Annotated in this window: 16 protein-coding genes and 1 pseudogene; 13 read left to right on the top strand and 4 right to left on the bottom strand. The window is 69.8% G+C overall.

The features are described from left to right. The first annotated feature begins 26 nt into the window (after positions 1 to 26). A complete protein-coding gene (locus RBJ65_RS11020; protein ID WP_306318072.1) occupies positions 27 to 1,970 on the top strand; it encodes an IucA/IucC family siderophore biosynthesis protein in 1,944 nt (647 codons plus the stop codon). 40 nt (positions 1,971 to 2,010) lie between these two features. Then, complete coding sequence (locus RBJ65_RS11015) at positions 2,011 to 4,017, top strand: ATP-dependent DNA helicase (protein WP_306318073.1); 2,007 nt, start codon at positions 2,011 to 2,013, stop codon at positions 4,015 to 4,017. A 91-nt stretch (positions 4,018 to 4,108) separates the two neighbouring features. On the opposite strand, the gene lexA is transcribed toward RBJ65_RS11015, so the two are convergent. After that, complete coding sequence (gene lexA / locus RBJ65_RS11010) at positions 4,109 to 4,894, bottom strand: transcriptional repressor LexA (protein WP_306318074.1); 786 nt, start codon at positions 4,892 to 4,894, stop codon at positions 4,109 to 4,111. A 481-nt stretch (positions 4,895 to 5,375) separates the two neighbouring features. Here lexA and nrdR point away from each other — a divergent pair, with 481 nt between their 5' ends. Both nrdR and RBJ65_RS11000 read left to right on the top strand, forming a co-directional pair. Then, a complete protein-coding gene (nrdR, locus tag RBJ65_RS11005; protein WP_306318323.1) occupies positions 5,376 to 5,921 on the top strand; it encodes a transcriptional regulator NrdR in 546 nt (181 codons plus the stop codon). A 138-nt stretch (positions 5,922 to 6,059) separates the two neighbouring features. Beyond that, on the top strand, positions 6,060 to 8,960 hold the full coding sequence (locus RBJ65_RS11000) for a vitamin B12-dependent ribonucleotide reductase (RefSeq protein ID WP_306318075.1): 2,901 nt from the start codon (positions 6,060 to 6,062) through the stop codon (positions 8,958 to 8,960). 95 nt (positions 8,961 to 9,055) lie between these two features. Here RBJ65_RS11000 and RBJ65_RS10995 read toward each other — a convergent pair whose 3' ends face one another. Next, positions 9,056 to 9,595 (bottom strand): TerD family protein, encoded by a 540-nt coding sequence (locus RBJ65_RS10995; RefSeq protein WP_306318076.1) that lies wholly within the window; start codon positions 9,593 to 9,595, stop codon positions 9,056 to 9,058. Positions 9,596 to 9,743: 148 nt separating this feature from the next. On the opposite strand from RBJ65_RS10995, the gene RBJ65_RS10990 reads away from it, so the two are divergent. Genes RBJ65_RS10990 through RBJ65_RS10980 form a run of 3 tightly spaced genes read left to right on the top strand, consistent with a single transcriptional unit; the run spans position 9,744 to position 11,952 of the window. Then, positions 9,744 to 10,349 carry a YdbC family protein gene (locus RBJ65_RS10990; RefSeq protein ID WP_306318077.1) on the top strand — a complete coding sequence of 202 codons (606 nt, stop codon included), beginning with the start codon at positions 9,744 to 9,746 and terminating at the stop codon, positions 10,347 to 10,349. A 28-nt stretch (positions 10,350 to 10,377) separates the two neighbouring features. After that, positions 10,378 to 11,037 carry a histidine phosphatase family protein gene (locus tag RBJ65_RS10985; RefSeq protein WP_306318078.1) on the top strand — a complete coding sequence of 220 codons (660 nt, stop codon included), beginning with the start codon at positions 10,378 to 10,380 and terminating at the stop codon, positions 11,035 to 11,037. Positions 11,038 to 11,049: 12 nt separating this feature from the next. Then, positions 11,050 to 11,952 carry an ADP-ribosylglycohydrolase family protein gene (locus RBJ65_RS10980; RefSeq protein ID WP_306318079.1) on the top strand — a complete coding sequence of 301 codons (903 nt, stop codon included), beginning with the start codon at positions 11,050 to 11,052 and terminating at the stop codon, positions 11,950 to 11,952. Between the two features lie 12 nt (positions 11,953 to 11,964). On the opposite strand, the gene RBJ65_RS10975 is transcribed toward RBJ65_RS10980, so the two are convergent. Continuing rightward, entirely contained in the window at positions 11,965 to 13,515 is a 1,551-nt protein-coding gene (locus RBJ65_RS10975; RefSeq protein ID WP_372341237.1) for an MFS transporter, read from the bottom strand. Positions 13,516 to 13,812: 297 nt separating this feature from the next. Here RBJ65_RS10975 and RBJ65_RS10970 point away from each other — a divergent pair. The 6 genes and pseudogenes from RBJ65_RS10970 (at position 13,813) to RBJ65_RS10945 (ending at position 17,828) form a co-directional block, all read left to right on the top strand. After that, positions 13,813 to 14,576, top strand: a pseudogene (locus RBJ65_RS10970) (SDR family oxidoreductase). Positions 14,577 to 14,644: 68 nt separating this feature from the next. After that, the gene (locus tag RBJ65_RS10965) at positions 14,645 to 15,334 is read left to right on the top strand and encodes a zinc-binding dehydrogenase (protein WP_306318080.1); all 690 of its coding nucleotides are present in this window, start codon (positions 14,645 to 14,647) and stop codon (positions 15,332 to 15,334) included. After that, positions 15,253 to 15,528, top strand: a complete 276-nt coding sequence (locus RBJ65_RS10960) for a zinc-binding dehydrogenase (protein ID WP_306318325.1) — start codon at positions 15,253 to 15,255, stop codon at positions 15,526 to 15,528. Before RBJ65_RS10965 ends, RBJ65_RS10960 begins: the two co-directional genes overlap by 82 nt. A gap of 216 nt (positions 15,529 to 15,744) precedes the next feature. Then, positions 15,745 to 16,371 (top strand): TetR/AcrR family transcriptional regulator, encoded by a 627-nt coding sequence (locus RBJ65_RS10955; protein ID WP_306318081.1) that lies wholly within the window; start codon positions 15,745 to 15,747, stop codon positions 16,369 to 16,371. A 51-nt stretch (positions 16,372 to 16,422) separates the two neighbouring features. Then, positions 16,423 to 17,124, top strand: coding sequence for a ribonuclease HII (locus RBJ65_RS10950; protein ID WP_306318082.1), 702 nt, complete (start codon positions 16,423 to 16,425; stop codon positions 17,122 to 17,124). Between the two features lie 68 nt (positions 17,125 to 17,192). Next, positions 17,193 to 17,828, top strand: coding sequence for a hypothetical protein (locus RBJ65_RS10945; RefSeq protein WP_306318083.1), 636 nt, complete (start codon positions 17,193 to 17,195; stop codon positions 17,826 to 17,828). A gap of 81 nt (positions 17,829 to 17,909) precedes the next feature. On the opposite strand, the gene RBJ65_RS10940 is transcribed toward RBJ65_RS10945, so the two are convergent. Further along, complete coding sequence (locus RBJ65_RS10940) at positions 17,910 to 18,551, bottom strand: hypothetical protein (RefSeq protein WP_306318084.1); 642 nt, start codon at positions 18,549 to 18,551, stop codon at positions 17,910 to 17,912. Positions 18,552 to 18,559: the final 8 nt, after the last annotated feature.

The following is an 18,559-nucleotide window of genomic DNA, read 5'->3' as shown; positions in this document are numbered from 1 at the left end:
CTCCAGTTCCCGTCCGAGGAGTTTCCGTGCCGAATTCGTCCGCCGCCCCGAGTTCCGAAGAGCCGACCGAGCTGTACGACCCGCCCGAGCTCACGTCCGAGAACTGGGACAGGGCGGGGGCCCGACTGCTGGCCAAGCTGATCGGCGAGTTCGCCTACGAGGACATCCTGCGGCCAAAGCCGCTCGCCCCGGCCGCCCCCGGCCCCCACCTGTCCGACCCGTCCCACCCGTACTCCCTGCACCTCCCCGCCGACCCGGCCGACGGCGACGGCGGGGACGGAGGGGACGGTGGCGGGGCCGGCGACGGCGGTGGCACCTTCCACTTCCGCGCCCGCCGCGGCGCGTACGGCAGTTGGCGCGTGGACCCCGAAAGCATGGAATGGGAACCCGGGACGACCGGCCACGAGGGAGAACCGGCCCCCGTCCCCCGCGGACGCGAACCCCTCACCGACCCGCTCGCCTTCCTCCTCCGCGCCAAGCACGCCCTCGGCCTCGACGGCAGCACCCTCGGCCACCTCATCCGCGAACTCACCGTCACCCTCGCCGCCGACGCCCGCCTCGACCACACCGCGCTCACCGCGGCGCAGCTGGCCGACCTGGGATACGCCGAGCTGGAGGGGCATCAGACCGGCCACCCCTGGCTCGTACTGAACAAGGGCCGTCTCGGATTCACGGCGACCGACGCCTCCCGCTGGGCGCCCGAGGCGCGTCGCCCCACCCGCCTCCCGTGGATCGCCGTGCACACCGGCCTCGCCACCTACCGGGGCGTGGCGGGCCTCGCCGACCCCGCCTCCCTCTACGCCCGTGAACTCGACGAACCGACACGGGCGTTGTTCGCGCAGGCACTCCGTTCCCGTGGCCTGGACCCGGCGGCTTACCTCTACCTCCCCGTACATCCCTGGCAGTGGAGCGACATCGTGCTGCCGCTCTTCGCGCCGTCCATCGCCACGAACGACATCGTTCCCCTCCCCACGGACGGCGACCTGCGACTGCCCCAGCAGTCCATCCGTACGTTCCTGAACACGGCGCATCCGGAACGGCACACGGTGAAGCTGCCGCTGTCCATCTTCAACACCCTTGTATGGCGCGGCCTTCCGACCGAGCGCACCTGGGCCGCCCCCGCCGTCACCGCATGGGTGCACGCGCTGCGCGACGGCGACTCCTTCCTGCGCGACGAATGCGGCGTCATCCTCCTGGGCGAGGTCGCCTCGGTGACCGTGGAACACCCGCTCTACGACGGGCTCGACGAAGTGCCCTACCAGTACAAGGAATTGCTGGGCGCCATCTGGCGCGAGCCCGTCTCCCGGCATCTCGCCCCCGGAGAGCGGGCCCGAACGCTCGCCTCCTTGTTGCACACCGACTCCGAAGGACGCGCGTTCGTCGCGGAACTCGTCGCCCGCTCGGGGCTCGCCCCGAAGGCATGGCTCCAGAGGCTCTTCGCCGCACTGCTGCCCCCACTGCTGCGCTTCCTCTACCGCTACGGAACCGTGTTCTCTCCTCACGGAGAGAACGCCATCGTCGTCTTCGACGACCAGGACGTGCCCGCCCGGCTCGCGGTCAAGGACTTCGTGGACGACGTCAACATCAGCTCGGAAGCGCTGCCCGAGCACGGCTCCATGCCCGACGACGTACGTGAGGTCCTGCTCACGGAGGAGCCCGCGTTCCTGACCCAGTTCATCCACTCGGGACTCTTCGTGGGCGTCTTCCGCTATCTGGCGCCGCTGTACGAGGAGCAACTCGGGGTCGCCGAAGCCGAGTTCTGGTCCATGGTGCGCGCCGAGATCCTCCGCCACCACGCGCGCTTCCCCGAGTGCAAGGAGCGGTACGAGACGTTCGACCTGCTCACGCCGGAGATCGAGCGCCTGTGCCTCAACCGCAACCGGCTGCACCTCGACGGCTACCGCGACCGCGCCGACCGCCCGCACGCCGCCGTGCACGGCAGCGTCGCCAATCCGCTGCACCAGCCGTGATCGCCGGATTGTCAGTGGGTCCGTTTAGGGTGGTCGAGCTATGACGAAGCCCTCACTCCCCGAGCTCCTGCACGCCGCCGTCACCGCAGTCGGCGGCACGGAGCGCCCTGGCCAGGTGACCATGGCCGAGACCGTCGCCGAGGCGATCGACGACGGTTCCCATCTGCTCGTCCAGGCGGGCACCGGCACAGGCAAGTCGCTCGGCTACCTCGTGCCGGCCCTGGCTCACGGGGAGCGCGTCGTCGTGGCGACCGCCACGTTGGCGCTGCAGCGACAGCTCGTGGAGCGGGACCTGCCGCGCACGGTGGAGTCGCTGCACCCGCTGCTGCGCCGCCGCCCCAATTTCGCCATGCTCAAGGGCCGGTCGAACTACCTGTGCCTGCACCGGCTGCACGAGGGCGCGCCGCAGGAGGAGGAAGAAGGCCTCTTCGACCAGTTCGAGGCGGCCGCGCCCACCAGCAAGCTGGGCCAGGACCTGCTCCGCATGCGCGACTGGGCGGACGAGACGGAGACGGGCGACCGGGACGACCTCACGCCCGGCGTCTCCGACAAGGCCTGGTCCCAGGTATCGGTCTCCTCGCGCGAGTGCCTGGGCGCGTCCAAGTGCGCGTACGGCCAGGAGTGCTTCGCCGAGATGTCCCGCGAGCGCGCCAAGCTCGCGGACGTCATCGTCACCAACCACGCGCTGCTGGCGATCGACGCCATCGAAGGCGCGCCCATCCTTCCCCAGCACGAAGTGCTGATCGTGGACGAGGCGCACGAACTCGTCTCGCGGGTGACCGGCGTGGCCACCGGCGAGCTGACCCCAGGCCAGGTCAACCGCGCGGTGAAGCGCGCGTCCAAGCTCGTCAACGAGAAGGCGGCGGACCAGCTGCAGACCGCCTCCGAAGGCTTTGAGCGAGTGATGGAGCTGGCCCTGCCCGGCCGCCTCGAAGAGGTCCCGGAGGACCTCGGCTACGCGCTCATGGCCCTGCGCGACGCGGCCCGTACGGTGATCACCGCACTCGGCAACACCCGCGACAAGTCCGTCCAGGACGAGGACGCCGTGCGCAAGCAGGCCCAGGCCTCCGTGGAGAACATCCACGATGTCGCGGAGCGGATCACGAACGGCTCGGAGTGGGACGTCGTCTGGTACGAACGCCACGACCGCTTCGGCGCCTCCGTGCGCGTGGCCCCCATGTCCGTGTCCGGCCTCCTGCGCGAGAAGCTCTTCAGCGAGCGCTCCGTCGTCCTGACCTCGGCGACGCTGAAGCTGGGCGGCGACTTCAACGGCGTGGGCGCCTCCCTGGGGCTCGCCCCCGAGGGCACGGAGGGCGAGGACCTTCCCGTATGGAAGGGCGTCGACGTCGGATCGCCCTTCGAGTACCGCAAGCAGGGCATCCTGTACGTCGCCAAGCACCTGGCGAAGCCGACGCGTGACGGCACGCGCACGGACATGACGGACGAGCTGACCGAGCTCATCCAGGCGGCCGGCGGGCGCACACTCGGCCTCTTCTCCTCGATGCGCGCGGCCCAGGCCGCGGCCGAGGAGCTGCGGGGGCGCATCCCGGAGTTCCCGATCCTGCTGCAGGGCGAGGACACCCTGGGCGAGTTGATCAAGAACTTCTCGGCGGACCCGGAGACCTGTCTGTTCGGCACCCTGTCGCTGTGGCAGGGCGTGGACGTACCGGGCCCGAACTGTCAGCTGGTCGTGATGGACAAGATCCCGTTCCCCCGCCCCGACGACCCGCTGATGAGCGCGCGCCAGAAGGCGGTCGAGGAGGCGGGAGGCAATGGCTTCATGGCCGTGGCCGCGACGCACGCGGCGCTCCTGATGGCGCAGGGCGCGGGCCGTCTCGTCCGGGCGACGGGCGATCGCGGCGTGGTCGCCGTCCTGGACCCCCGCCTCGCGACGGCACGCTACGGAAGCTATCTGAAGGCCTCGATGCCGGACTTCTGGCTCACCACGGACCGGAACCAGGTGCGGCGCTCGCTCTCGGCGATCGACGCGGCGGCGAAGAAGGCGGACGCGGAGAAGGCGGACGAGGAGAAGGCGGCTGCGGAGTAGGACCCGGCCTGTGCGGATGGAGCCCTGGCGCGGACAGCGCAGGGCCCCGGAACCGGCGCAGTAGGTTCCGGGGCCCGGTCAGGGAAGAGCCTCACACGCGCCGCAGAACGGCTACCACCTTGCCGAGGATCGTCGCCTCGTCGCCGGGAATCGGCTGGTACGCGGAGTTGTGCGGGAGGAGCCAGACATGGCCGTCCTCGCGCTTGAAGCGCTTGACCGTGGCCTCGCCGTCCAGCATCGCGGCGACGATGTCACCGTTCTCCGCGACGGGCTGGCGGCGGACCGTGACCCAGTCCCCGTCGCAGATCGCGGCCTCGATCATGGAGTCACCGACGACCTTCAGGACGAACAGCTCACCGTCACCGACGAGCTGCCGGGGGAGCGGGAAGACATCCTCGACCGACTCCTCGGCCAGGATCGGCCCACCGGCGGCGATCCGGCCCACCAGCGGCACGTACGACGCGGCGGGCTTGCCCGCGGTGTCCGTGGGCTGCGCGCTGGGCTGGTCCGAGCCACGTACCTCGTACGCGCGCGGGCGGTGCGGGTCACGGCGCAGGAAGCCCTTGCGCTCGAGTGCCATTAGCTGGTGCGCGACCGACGACGTGCTGGACAGGCCGACCGCCTGGCCGATCTCCCGCATGGACGGCGGGTACCCCCGACGCTGCACCGAGTCCCGGATGACCTCGATCACGCGGCGCTGCCGGTCCGTGAGGCCCGAGCTGTCGGCCCGGATGCCTGGAGGTCGGCCGGGCAGGGAGCGCCCGGGCTTGGGCCCCTCCTGGCTCATGGCTGCGTCATTCATGGCATGCACCGGCTCGAGTCGGCCCTGGGAGCGGCCCTGGGCAGTGATGGTGGCACTGTCTGCGGTCGTGGTCACGTCGGTCGGCCCCTCTCGAGAATGTCTCCCTAGCTAGCCAACGGTAGTTCCTTTCGAAAGGTTGCGCCAAACACACGTTCGAGTGAAAAATCGTAGATTGCTTGTCGTGATCATGTGCCCGGGTGTATGGCCGCCTCGAAGTGGACGTGAAGTGGAGTGGCAATTCAGCTCAATCCGGTACGCTTCAGCGCTGGAGTCGAGGCTCGGCCCGTGGGTCCCCCAGTCTGCCACTCGTCCCTCCGTCAACCAGGCACCGCCCTCGGACTTTCTTGCGCCGTGCCGGTTTCCGCGCGCGACACGCGCTAGGGCTCAATACGCAGCCAAACCCCAGATGTAGTGGTTGGATTGGATCCGCAGCCCAGAAGTTGTGGTCCCCGGTCCATCTCGGCCGTGGCCATCGCCTATGCTTGGGGCTGCTTCGAGAGGCGTGACCAGCCCCTCGGAGCTATCGAGTCGTGCCGTGAAGGAGGGTTGGGAGTTCATGCACTGCCCCTTCTGTAGGCATCCCGACAGTCGTGTCGTCGACAGCCGCACCACCGACGACGGCACGTCGATCCGCCGGCGCCGTCAGTGTCCGGACTGCTCCCGTCGTTTCACGACGGTGGAGACGTGCTCGCTGATGGTGGTGAAGCGGAGCGGGGTGACCGAACCCTTCAGCCGCACCAAGGTCATCAACGGCGTACGCAAGGCGTGTCAGGGGCGTCCGGTCACCGAGGACGCCCTCGCCCAGCTCGGCCAGCGGGTCGAGGAGGCGGTGCGCGCCACCGGAAGCGCCGAACTGACCACGCACGACGTGGGCCTGGCCATACTCGGCCCGCTTCAGCAGCTGGACCTCGTCGCCTACCTGCGGTTCGCGTCCGTGTACCGGGCGTTCGACTCGCTGGAGGACTTCGAGTCGGCGATCGCGGAACTGAGGGAACAAACGCCTGACGCGGAAGCGGACCGCGCGGGCGCAGAGCGCGCTGAGACCGAGAGCGGGCCCGGAGGGACTGTAGAAGTCCCCGTGCCCGCCCACGCCGCCGACTGACGGCCACGGGCCGGGCGGGCGGCGACCCAAAGACCTGTTGCGGGCGGCAAGAGCGGCGGCCGCAACATCAAGACACACACCGTGCACGGGAAGATCCGGGCACTTTAGGGCGTTTTAGCCCGATATATGGGAGGCGGCATGACAGAGACGGCGAGCGGCCCGGCACGAGGCTCCCGAGCCAAGGGAGCCAAGGCCAGCAAGGGTCTGCGTATCGAGCGCATCCACACCACCCCCGGCGTGCACCCGTACGACGAGGTGGAGTGGGCGCATCGTGACGTCGTCATGACCAATTGGCGCGACGGCTCGGTCAATTTCGAGCAGCGTGGCGTCGAGTTCCCCGAGTTCTGGTCGGTGAACGCGGTCAACATCGTCACCAGCAAGTACTTCCGGGGCGCGGTCGGCACCCCGCAGCGCGAGGTGAGCCTCAAGCAGCTCATCGACCGCATCGTGAAGACGTACCGGAAGGCCGGTGAGGAGAACAAGTACTTCGCCTCGCCCGCCGACGCCGAGATCTTCGAGCACGAGCTGGCCTACGCCCTCCTGCACCAGATCTTCAGCTTCAACTCGCCGGTGTGGTTCAACGTCGGCACCCCGCAGCCCCAGCAGGTCTCGGCCTGCTTCATCCTGTCCGTCGACGACTCCATGGAGTCGATCCTCGACTGGTACAAGGAAGAGGGCATGATCTTCAAGGGCGGCTCCGGCGCCGGCCTGAACCTCTCCCGGATCCGCTCCTCCAAGGAGCTGCTCTCCTCCGGCGGCAACGCCTCGGGCCCCGTCTCCTTCATGCGCGGTGCCGACGCCTCTGCAGGAACGATCAAGTCGGGTGGCGCCACGCGCCGCGCGGCCAAGATGGTCATCCTCGACGTCGACCACCCCGACATCGAGGGCTTCATCGAGACCAAGGTGAAGGAAGAGGAGAAGATCCGCGCCCTGCGTGACGCGGGCTTCGACATGGACCTGGGCGGCGACGACATCACGTCCGTCCAGTACCAGAACGCCAACAACTCGGTCCGTGTGAACGACGAGTTCATGAAGGCCGTCGAGTCCGGCTCGAAGTTCGGCCTGCGCGGCCGCATGGACGGCGAGGTCATCGAGGAGGTCGAGGCCAAGTCCCTCTTCCGCAAGATGGCCGAGGCCGCCTGGGCGTGTGCCGACCCCGGCATCCAGTACGACGACACCATCAACCACTGGCACACGTGCCCGGAGTCCGGCCGCATCAACGGCTCGAACCCGTGCAGCGAGTACATGCACCTGGACAACACGTCCTGCAACCTCGCCTCGCTGAACCTGATGAAGTTCCTGAAGGACGACGGCCTGGGCAACCAGTCCTTCGACGTCGAGCGCTTCTCGAAGATCGTCGAGCTGGTCATCACCGCGATGGACATCTCCATCTGCTTCGCGGACTTCCCGACGCAGAAGATCGGCGAGAACACCCGCGCCTTCCGTCAGCTCGGCATCGGTTACGCGAACCTGGGCGCCCTGCTCATGGCGACCGGCCACGCCTACGACTCGGACGGCGGCCGCGCCCTCGCCGGCGCCATCACCTCGCTGATGACGGGTACGTCCTACAAGCGCTCGGCCGAGCTCGCCGCGGTCGTCGGCCCGTACGACGGCTACGCGAAGAACGCGACCCCGCACAACCGCGTCATGAAGCAGCACGCCGACGCCAACACCGAGGCCGTCCGCATGGACGACCTGGACACCCCGATCTGGGCCGCCGCCACGGAGGCCTGGCAGGACGTGGTCCGGCTCGGCGAGAAGAACGGTTTCCGTAACGCCCAGGCGTCGGTCATCGCCCCGACCGGCACCATCGGTCTCGCGATGTCCTGCGACACCACCGGCCTTGAGCCCGACCTCGCCCTGGTCAAGTTCAAGAAGCTGGTCGGCGGCGGCTCGATGCAGATCGTCAACGGCACCGTGCCGCAGGCCCTGCGTCGCCTGGGCTACCAGGAGGAGCAGATCGAGGCGATCGTCGCCCACATCGCCGAGCACGGCAATGTGGTGGACGCTCCCGGCCTCAAGCTCGAGCACTACGAGGTGTTCGACTGCGCCATGGGCGAGCGTTCCATCTCCGCGATGGGCCACGTCCGCATGATGGCCGCCATCCAGCCGTGGATCTCCGGCGCCCTCTCCAAGACCGTCAACCTGCCGGAGACGGCGACGGTCGAGGACGTCGAGGAGGTCTACTTCGAGGCCTGGAAGATGGGCGTCAAGGCGCTCGCCATCTACCGCGACAACTGCAAGGTCGGCCAGCCCCTCTCCGCCAAGAAGAAGGAGAAGGAGGCCGAGCAGGTCGCCGAGAAGACCGAGGGCGAGATCCGTACGGCCATCGAGAAGGTCGTCGAGTACCGCCCGGTCCGCAAGCGCCTCCCCAAGGGCCGTCCCGGCATCACCACCTCCTTCACGGTGGGCGGCGCCGAGGGCTACATGACCGCCAATTCCTACCCGGACGACGGTCTCGGCGAGGTCTTCCTGAAGATGTCCAAGCAGGGCTCCACCCTCGCGGGCATGATGGACGCCTTCTCCATCGCCGTCTCGGTCGGCCTCCAGTACGGCGTGCCGCTGGAGACCTACGTCTCGAAGTTCACCAACATGCGCTTCGAGCCGGCCGGCATGACGGACGACCCGGACGTGCGGATGGCGCAGTCGATCGTCGACTACATCTTCCGCCGCCTGGCGCTCGACTTCCTGCCCTTCGAGACGCGCTCCGCGCTCGGCATCCACTCCGCCGAGGAGCGCCAGCGTCACCTGGAGACGGGCTCCTACGAGCCGTCCGTCGACGATGCCGAGGTCGACGTCGAGGGCCTGTCCCAGTCGGCGCCGCGCGCCCAGGAGTTGAAGGCCGTCGAGGCGTCGAAGGCCGGGGACGACTCCGCGCAGTCCGTGCCGCAGCAGGCGCACACCAGCGCCGAGCTCGTGGAAATGCAGCTGGGCATCCAGGCCGACGCCCCGCTCTGCTTCTCCTGCGGCACGAAGATGCAGCGGGCCGGCTCCTGCTACATCTGCGAGGGCTGCGGCTCGACGAGCGGTTGCAGCTGATCCGGGCCTTGCCTGACCAGGCTTGACGCCTGACCCGAAGGGCGGCGGAACCACTACGGTTCCGCCGCCCTTCGGCGTGGGCGAACCGGATGCGCCTACAGGGCGCCCATCACAGCCGCGAACCCGTTCAGATCCCCGTCGCCGAAGCCCCGCACCGCCTCGCGGAACTGCCACTCGCCGTCGGCGTCCCGGGTGAACTCCGCGATGGTGGCTGCCGAGGAGCCGGAGACCACTGACAGGTCGTGTTGCGACAGGTCGGTGTAGCCCTCTCGTATGCGTACGGCGGTGTTCGGGATGTCCGCGAACACCTTGGCGCCGCCGGGCTCCTGCTCGCTCTGCTGGATGGCCACGCCCACGACCACGCGCGCGTACTGGGGCGCGAGCCGCTCCAGTTCGAGCGTCATGACCTCGTCGAAGCCGAAGCCCTGGCCGGTTCTGCTGTCGCGGTTGAGCGTGATGGTCCCGTCGGGCGAACGGCTGTCGAAGTGAACGATGTACGCGGGGCTGCCGTGCGGGGCGTCGCTCGTGTACGTCGCGGCGATCAGGTCCAGGTCATGGGGAGGAGAACCCATCGGACTCGGGTCCCACTTCAGACCGACCTCGATCTTCTCGATCCCCTTGCGGAGGCTGCTCACCGAACTCCCCCTCCTCGGTGCGATGTTGATTGCACTGGATACGCTACGTGGTCCCACTGACAACAACACGGCCATCTCCCTCAGAGAGTGCTCGACCGTGGGTTCGGGACCACCACGACAGGCGGCACGCGCGCCGTACGATGGCGCGGTGCTGGTCAAGTGGATTCGTTGCACTGTGGTGGACCGTCGGGGTTTCGAGCGGGGACAGCGGAAATGGGCGGGGCTACTGGGAGAGCCGGGATTCCGAGGGCAGGGTGGCGGCTGGAGCAGGCAACGCCCCGAAGTGGCCCACGTCTTCGGCTTCTGGGAGAGCCGTGCCTTCTACGACTCCTTCATGGCGCGCTCCCATGACCGGCTTGCGGCCGCGCAGTCGGGAACGTACAAGAACATCCAGGCCAAGCTGTTCGACCATCGCTTCGATGTGAAGACCGGGTTCGAGCCGCGGTTCACGGACGCGGACGTCGTGCGGGTGGCGCACTGCAAGGTGCACGCCGAGCGGGCCGAGCACTTCACGCTGATGCAGCAGAAGGTGTGGAACCCGGCGATGGCCGGCTCGCCCGGCATGGTCCGGGGGCTGTTCGGCGACGCCCCGGGCGACGAATTCCTCGTCCTGTCCATGTGGAGCTCGGCGGCCGAGCACGGCAAGTACCAGGTCGACCGGGTGGAGCGGCTGTCGGCGCGGGCCCAGACGGACGTCGACATCGCGGCCATCACCGGGGACATCGTGCAACTGGAGTCGACCTGGACGGTGTAAACGCCCGAGGCGATCTAGGGTCGTGTGCATGGCACGACCGCGGCGCATCGTTCTTGTCCGGCACGGCGAATCCGAAGGCAACGCCGACGACACCATCTACGAGCGCGAGCCCGATCACGCCCTGACGCTCACCGACAAGGGGTGGCGGCAGGCCGAGACCACCGGCGAGGACCTCCGGCGGCTCTTCGGACGCGAGCGGGTGAGCGTGTACGTCTCGCCGTACCGGCGCACCCACGAGACCTTCCGCGCCTTCCGGCTCGACCCCGATCTCGTACGGGTACGGGAGGAGCCCCGGCTCAGGGAGCAGGACTGGGGCAACTGGCAGGACCGCGAGGACGTACGGCTGCAGAAGGCGTACCGCGACGCCTACGGGCACTTCTTCTACCGGTTCGCCCAGGGCGAGTCGGGGGCGGACGTGTACGACCGGGTGGGCGCCTTCCTGGAGAGCCTGCACCGCAGCTTCGAGGCCCCGGACCACCCGCCGAACGTCCTGCTCGTGACGCACGGACTGACCATGCGGCTGTTCTGCATGCGCTGGTTCCACTGGACCGTCGGGGATTTCGAGTCGCTGTCGAACCCGGGGAACGCGGAGAGCCGGCTGCTCGTTCTCGGGGAGAACGGCAAGTACACCCTGGACCGTCCCTTCGACCGCTGGCGCGAACCGGAATCGTACGGGGTCACCGGATAGAGTGGCAGGGCGATGACCGCTGACTCCTCTCCCGACGGGCGCCTGCACCGCGCCCTGTCCAGCCTGCGCGGACTCTCCGTGGGGGACGCGCTGGGATCCCAATTCTTCGTTCCCGCGAACTATCCGCTGCTCAAGCGCCGCGCCCTGCCGGACGGTACGTGGCAGTGGACCGACGACACCGAGATGGCCTGCTCCGTCGTGTCCGTCCTGGCCGCTCACGAGCGTGTCGACCAGGACGAGCTGGCGCGTATGTTCGCGGAGCACCACGACGACGGGCGTGGATACGGCCCCGCCGTGACCAAGGTGCTGCGGCAGGTCCGCGAGGGCGGCGACTGGAGGTCCCTGGCCTCCGCGCTGTTCAACGGGCGGGGGTCGTGGGGCAACGGCGCGGCGATGCGGATCGCGCCGCTCGGCGCCTACTACGCCGACGATCCCGAGCAGGCCACGCACCAGGCCGAGATCTCCGCGTACCCGACGCACCAGCACCGGGAGGCCGTCGTGGGCGCGATGGCGGTGGCCGCCGCCACCGCCCTGGTCGCGGACCCCTCGGGGCCTCCGACGCCGCGGGAGCTGCTGGACGGCGTGATCGCGCTCGTGCCGCGCAGCGCGGTGGGCGCGGGGCTGCGCCGGGCCAAGGACATGCTCGACTACGGGGACCCGTCCACCGTGGCGGCCGTCCTCGGCTGTGGCCGCAGGACGACCGCGCACGACACCGTCCCCTTCGCCCTCTGGTCGGCGGCGCGCGGCCTCGGCGACTTCGAGCGGGCCTTCTGGGACACGGCCCAGGTCGGCGGCGACATGGACACGACCTGCGCGATCGTGGGCGGCGTCGTCGCCTCCGGCAAGGACGGGGCGCCCTCGGCCGAGTGGCTCGGGCGGACCGAGCCACTGCCGGCCTGGGCGCCGACCGCGTAGACCGGGGTGTCCTCAGACCGAGGCCCCCGAGGTGCCCGACCGCCCGCTCAGCGCCTCCAGGTCGCTCTTGCGCACCTGGATGACGAACAGGGCGATGAGCGCCGCGGCCACTGCCAGCGTGGCGGCGGCTACGAAGGCGTTGCCGATGCCGTGGGCGAGCACCGTGTCGTTCCACGGGGCGGGCAGCCGGTGGGTCCTGGCGAACTCCGCCTTCTGCTCCGGTGAGCCTTCGGCGAGGAACTTCGGAACCTGCTTCTTGGCCTCGTCCGTGCTGGCGCTGCTGAAGATCGTGGTGAGGACCGAGAGCCCGAGGGCGCCGCCGACCTGCTGCGTGGTGTTGAGCATGCCGGATGCCGCGCCGGACTCGCTGTCGGCTATGCCGGAGACGGCGGTCAGGGTGAGCGTGACGAAGTTCAGGCCCATGCCGAAGCCGAACAGGAGCATCGGGCCGAGAATCCCGCCGAGGTAGGAGCTGCCGGGGTCGATGAGCGTCAGCCAGCCCATGCCGGTGGCGGTCAGCAGGGAGCCGACGACCATGAAGGGCTTGGGGCCGAGCCGGGGCAGCAGGTTCGTGGCGATCCCGGCGCCGAGCACGATGGCGGCCGTCACCGGAAGGAAGGCGAGGCCGGCCTTGACCGGGCTGTAGTGCAGCACGTTCTGCACGAAGAGCACGATGAAGAAGAACATGCCGAACATCGCCGCGGCGAGGCTGAGCATCATCGCGTAGGTGCCCGACCGGTTGCGGTCCTTGAACAGCCGCAGCGGCGTGATCGGTTGACTGGTGCGCCTCTCGATGGCGATGAAGGAGAGCAGCAGCAGGGCGGCCGCACCGAAGGACGTGATGGAGAGGGTGTCGCTCCAGCCTTCGGAGGCGGCACGGATGAATCCGTACACCAGGGCGGCCATGCCGAGGGTCGAGGTGAGGGCGCCCGGGAGGTCGAACCGGCCGGGATGGCGCTGCGATTCGTTGATGTAGCGAGGGGCGAGGAGGGCGATCAGTACGCCTATGGGGACGTTGACGAAGAGCACCCATCGCCAGTCCAGCCAGTCGGTGAGCATGCCGCCCGCGAGCAGCCCGACGGCGCCGCCACCGGCCGAAACGGAGGCGAAGACCCCGAACGCCCGGTTCCGCTCGGGCCCTTCGGGGAACGTGGTGGCGATGAGGGCCAGCGAGGTGGGCGAGGCGATCGCGCCGCCGACCCCTTGAAGGGCGCGGGCCGCGAGCAACTGCCAGGGTTCCTGGGCGAATCCGCCTAAGAGCGAGGCCAGGCTGAACAGGCCGATTCCGGTGATGAACATGCGGCGGCGCCCGAGCAGGTCCCCGGCCCGGCCGCCCAGGAGCAGCAGTCCGCCGAAGGTGAGCGCGTAGGCATTGATCACCCAGGTCAGGTTGTTGGTGGAGAAGCCCAGAGCCGTCTGGATGTGCGGCAGGGCGATGTTCACGATGGTCGCGTCGAGCACGACCATCAGCTGGCACGCGGCGATCACCGTGAGGGCGATGGCGGGGCGCGCGGGGCGCGAAGTGCGTACCGGCGCGCTGGGTGAGGTCGGATGGACCTGTATCTGATCTTGCGTCACGGGAAGTCCCCCGGGGCAGATTAGTGAACGGTTCCGTTCTCTATGGGGAGACTAGCGGGCCGTCGCAAGTGAACACAAGCGTTCTCTAAGGGAGTTGACGCCGCGCCGCCGCGTGAGGTTGAGGCTCGGTCAGCGGGAATCCGTCTGCGGCGTGGCAGGGGCGGGTGTGGCCGGGGCCGGCGTGCCAGGGGTCGGTGTGCGGGACCGTGTCCGCAGCAGCTCCGCGGCCCACTCGCACCACTGCTCCGTATCGACCTCGTGCCACAGGGGGGAAGATCATCCATGGGCGCTCTCAAGGGCAGGACAGCGCTGGTCACCGGGGCGAGTCGGGGGATAGGCCGGGGGTGGCCGAGCGACTGGCCGCTGATGGGGCGGTCGTCGCCGTCCACTACGGCAGCGACGAGGCGGCGGCGCACGGCACCGTAGACGCGATACGGCGGGCGGGCGGTACCGCCTTCCCGGTCGGCGCGGACCTGCGCGCCCCGGACGCCGCCCCGGTGCTCTACGCGGAGTTCGACGCCGCACTCGCGGAGCTCGGGCTCGACGCCGGCCTCGACATCCTCGTCAACAATGCGGCGATCGGCCCGCTCGGCGACATCGAGGCGGCCACCGAGGAGCATTTCGACGAGGTGTTCACGGTCAATACGCGGGGCCCCTTCTTCCTCGCCAAGTACGGGCTCGCGCGGATGCGCAAGGGGGGCCGCATCGTCAATGTCTCCTCGGCGGTGACCCGAAGCGCCTTCCCGGAGTCGATCGCGTACTCCATGTCCAAGGGCGCGGTCGATGTCCTCACGCTGGCGCTCGCCAAGCATGTGGGGGACCGCGACATCACGGTCAACACCGTTGCTCCCGGCTTCACGGAGACGGAGATGAACGCCGAACTGAGGCAGACTCCCGAGGCCGCGGCGGGGCTTGCGGCGTTCTCGGTCTTCAACCGGATGGGGCGTCCCTCGGACATCGCCGACGCGGTCGCCTTCCTGGTCTCCGACGACGCGCGCTGGATCACCGGGCAGTGGATCAGCGTGAGTGGCGGCTCAGCGCTCTGACGCACCGAGCGGACTCCCCGTCGTCGGCCGGCTCACGGCCCCAACCAGTGAGGGTAAGTGACAGTCCCATGCGCGCTGTTCGGTTCGACCGCTTCGGCGGCCCTGAGGTCCTCACCGTCGTCGAGGTGCCCACCCCTGTCCCGAAGTCCGGTGAGACCCTGCTCAGGGTCGAAGCCGCGGGGATCAATTTCGCCGAGACCCACCAGGTCGACGGCTCCTACCTCGATGCCGGCGCCCTGCCGTACATCCCGGGCAGTGAGGTCGTCGGCCGCACCCCGACCGGCCGGCGCGTCCTCGCCCGGGTCTCGCAGGGGTACGCGGAGTACGCCGTCGCCAAGGACTCCGCGCTCGTCGACGTCCCCGAGGGTCTTGCTCCGGCGTCGGCCCTCGCCCTGCTGATGCAGGGCCTGACCGCCTGGCATCTGCTGCGGACGGCCGCGCGACTGCGGGCGGGCGAGAGCGTCCTGGTGCATGCGGCGGCCGGCGGAGTGGGAAGCCTCGCCGTGCAACTCGCCAAGGAGTTCGGGGCGGGGCGGGTGCTGGCCCAGGCGTTCACGCCCGACAAGGAGGCGCTCGCCCTGGAGCTGGGCGCGGATGCCGTCGCCCGCTATCCGCTCGACGAGAGGCCGGACGTGATTCTCGATGCCACGGGCGGCGAGCTCTTCGCTTCGGCAGGATCGTCTCGTACGGCAATGCCTCGCGCGGCCCGGTCGCGCGTGTCGATCCGATGGCGCTCGGCCGACGCAACGCCGCGGTGATCGGCTTCTGGCTGCGGCCGGTGCTGGCAGGTCCGGGCGCGGTCGGCGGTCCGCTCAAGGAGATGATCGCGCTGACCCGGCAGGGGCGGTTGCGGCCCCTGGCGGGCGGCAGCTATCCACTGGCCGATGCCGGGCGCGCCCATGAGGATCTGCTGGCGCGGCGCTCCGTGGGCAAGCTCGTGCTCGTGCCGTGACCGCGCGGGCCGCCGTCCGGTCGAGCGCGTCGCGAACACGGGCGTTCCTCGCCGGAATTGGCCGCGTCGCGAAAGGTCCTCGTGGCCGAACCGTCGAAAGGACGGGGCACGCCTGACATGCTCGGTAGTGGCTCCCCATCGGCGGACGCCGTTGTCCGCCGAAGCCCGCTGCCGCGCGTTCGAACCGCTCTCGGACCGCTCAACGGAGAGATGAAGATGGTTAGTTCACGTCGGACGGCCGCCCCCGCTCAGGCGGCCGCCGTCCTTCGCAGGCGTGGCCCCGTGCTCGAACGGGCCATCCTGGAGGCGACGTTGGATCAGCTCAGTACGGTCGGCTGGAACGGTCTGACCATGGAAGGCGTCGCCGCGGGCGCGCAGACCGGCAAGGCCGCGGTGTACCGGCGCTGGCCCTCCAAGGAGGACCTCGTCGTCGACGCGCTCCAGGCGGGGCTGCCCGCCCTCGACTCGGCGCCGGAGTGCGGAAACGTACGGGAGGACCTGCTGGAGCTGTGCCGCCGCATGCGGTCGGCCATGTACTCCCGGTCCGGCTACGCGCTGCGTTCGGTGCTTCACGAATGCGACACCCTGACCGCCGAGCGCTTCCACAGTGTGATCACCGAAGGGGTCGTCGAGCCCAGCGTCGAACTGATCAAGAAAGTCGTACGTCGTGGTGTTGAGCGGGGAGAGGTGCGTCCCGACGTCGACGAGGCCAGCGTGTGTGACGTGATTCCGGCGTTGATGATGTACCGCTCGAAGGTGTGCGGAAGCGAATGGGAAGAGGGGGATCTGGTGGAGATGATCGACCGCGTGATGGTCCCGTTGTTGCGTCGGCACACGGATTGAGGCGAGCCGGGTGTCGCGGCGGTACCCGGGCGGCGTACGCTGTCTGCCGCCATGCCGTACGAAGCACCCACCCACACCGTCGAGCGCTCACTGCGCGCAACCACCGGTGCCAAGATCATTGCCGGTGTCGACGAGGTTGGCCGCGGTGCCTGGGCCGGTCCGGTCACCGTCTGCGCCGCCGTCACCGGGCTGCGCCGTCCGCCGGAGGGCCTCACCGACTCCAAGCTGATCAGCCCCAAGCGCCGCGAGTCCCTCGCGGACCAGCTGGAGAGCTGGGTGACGGCGCACGCCCTCGGGCACGCCTCGCCCGAGGAGATCGATGACCTGGGAATGACCGCCGCCCTGCGGCTCGCCGCCGTGCGCGCCCTCGAAGGGCTGCCGGTGCGGCCGGAGGCGGTCATCCTCGACGGGAAGCACGACTACCTGGGTGCCCCCTGGCAGGTTCGTACGGTGATCAAGGGGGACCGTTCCTGCATCGCCGTCGCCGCGGCGTCGGTGATCGCCAAGGTCCGCCGCGACAAAATGATGGCCGAACTGGGCATCGACCATGCAGACTTCGGGTTTGCGGCCAATGCCGGATACCCGTCGCCGGTGCATCGCGCCGCGCTGGAGGAGCGGGGGCCCACCCCGATCCACCGGCTTTCGTGGGCGTATCTTGATGCGCTGCCCCAGTGGCGACACCTCAAGAAGGCCCGCAGCTGGGCGGATGTCGGCGTTCCGGAGATCGAGGGCCAGCTCGGCTTCGACTTCTGACCACCGCGTTCGCACTGACGTGCCACCCGCTGACGCGAGTCGCACCTGCGTTTGATAGATATCAGCTCATGCCTCTCAGTCCCGAGGAGCCTCAGATTCACGAGAGTGCCCAGGGTCCCCGCGCCACGCCCGCCAGCGGCCGTACCGCGCCGACCCCCCGCCCCGTACCCGGCCCGCGTCCCGCGGCGCCCCCGCGACCCGGACGTCCGGGTCCCTCAAGGCCCACGCCGTCCGCGCAGCGACCTCCGCGCGAGTCGGCGGGTGTCCCCAAGCCGGGGCCGAACGCCCCCGCTGCCACGCCGACTTCGGACACTCAGCCGCAGATCCAGCTCATCCCGGCCTCGGCCGACGGTGCGCTGGACGCCGCGGAGGAGGCCCTCGACCTGCTGCTCGACTCGGGTCGCGGGCCCGGCGACGTCCTGGTGATCACCACCGGTGACCCGCACCCGTGGGCGGCCCACGAGCTGTCCTTCGGCGAGGACTCCTACTGGGCGCAGCACGACGCCCGCGACGACGTCTTCTACGCCGACGCCTCCGCCCTGGACCGCGCCGCGGCCCGCCCGGTGGTCGTCGTCGCCGTGAACGGCGGAGCCGACGAGGTCGCCACCGCGGCGCTGCCGCTCGCGCTCGGCCGGGCCGGTGCCCTGCTGATCGTGTGCGGTGACCCGCAGCGCATCAACTCGGCGCTGGGCGCCGGGGTCTGACGCGCCGCTTGCCGGCTGCCCGCACCGCGAAGCGGTGTCAGGGGAGTCCGGCAGGCGGGCGCGCGGCCGCGGTGGCGCGGTTCAGCGTGCCGCGGCGCGGCGGAGCACTTCCGTTGCGGCGCCGCCGGTGCGTGGCGCCGCCGACGCTTCGCCCCGGCCCAGGGCCTCGGCCACGGAGCCCACGCTCGGGCGGCGGCCCGCCCTGCCTTCGCCGAGCACCTGCCAGCCGTCCCGCGTCATCGTGATGTACGCCCCGCAGCGCAGGCCGTGCAGCGTGCACGCGTCGCGCAGCCCCCACATCCAGGCCCCGTCCTCCTCCGTCCAACGGGTGTCCCCCTCGCGGCAGTACAGCAGCACCGCGGTGCGGACCGGGGTGCGGCGGCGCAGGTCGTGCGGGATGACCCGGCGCAGCTGGGACAGCAGGGCGTTGCGGAACGTCCAGCCGTCGGTGGCGCTCTCACGGCGCACGAACGAGGCGCTGGCCCGCAGCCGCTCCTCGGGGTCGAGCACGGCTACGACGGCGGTCCGGGGGATCGGTCGGTGGCGGGTGTGCAGCCCGCTGACGACCTCGCGCGGATTGCGCAGCAGCGGGATGCCGGCGGCTGCCCACTCCGCGGGTTCGAGCAGCCTCGTCGGTCGGTTGACGGAATCGGCGGACCTCTCGGTACGCATCGAGGACGCGGACATTGACGCCGCCGAGTACGGAGCGAATCCGAAGGCCACGGTCCTCC

The organism is Streptomyces sp. KL109B (genome assembly GCF_030766935.1).
In the GTDB taxonomy this organism is placed as follows: Bacteria; Actinomycetota; Actinomycetes; order Streptomycetales; family Streptomycetaceae; genus Streptomyces.
This window is presented reverse-complemented; position numbering and strand designations above follow the sequence as displayed.

Bases quoted from the DNA above. Each gene is read 5' to 3' on its own strand.
- RBJ65_RS10985 (WP_306318078.1), top strand. From the start codon at position 10,378: ATGGCACGACCGCGGCGCATCGTTCTTGTCCGGCACGGCGAATCCGAA.
- RBJ65_RS11000 (WP_306318075.1), top strand. From the start codon at position 6,060: ATGACAGAGACGGCGAGCGGCCCGGCACGAGGCTCCCGAGCCAAGGGA.
- RBJ65_RS10965 (WP_306318080.1), top strand. From the start codon at position 14,645: ATGCGCGCTGTTCGGTTCGACCGCTTCGGCGGCCCTGAGGTCCTCACC.
- nrdR (WP_306318323.1), top strand. From the start codon at position 5,376: ATGCACTGCCCCTTCTGTAGGCATCCCGACAGTCGTGTCGTCGACAGC.
- RBJ65_RS11015 (WP_306318073.1), top strand. From the start codon at position 2,011: ATGACGAAGCCCTCACTCCCCGAGCTCCTGCACGCCGCCGTCACCGCA.
- RBJ65_RS10955 (WP_306318081.1), top strand. From the start codon at position 15,745: ATGGTTAGTTCACGTCGGACGGCCGCCCCCGCTCAGGCGGCCGCCGTC.
- RBJ65_RS10980 (WP_306318079.1), top strand. From the start codon at position 11,050: ATGACCGCTGACTCCTCTCCCGACGGGCGCCTGCACCGCGCCCTGTCC.
- RBJ65_RS10950 (WP_306318082.1), top strand. From the start codon at position 16,423: ATGCCGTACGAAGCACCCACCCACACCGTCGAGCGCTCACTGCGCGCA.
- RBJ65_RS10945 (WP_306318083.1), top strand. From the start codon at position 17,193: ATGCCTCTCAGTCCCGAGGAGCCTCAGATTCACGAGAGTGCCCAGGGT.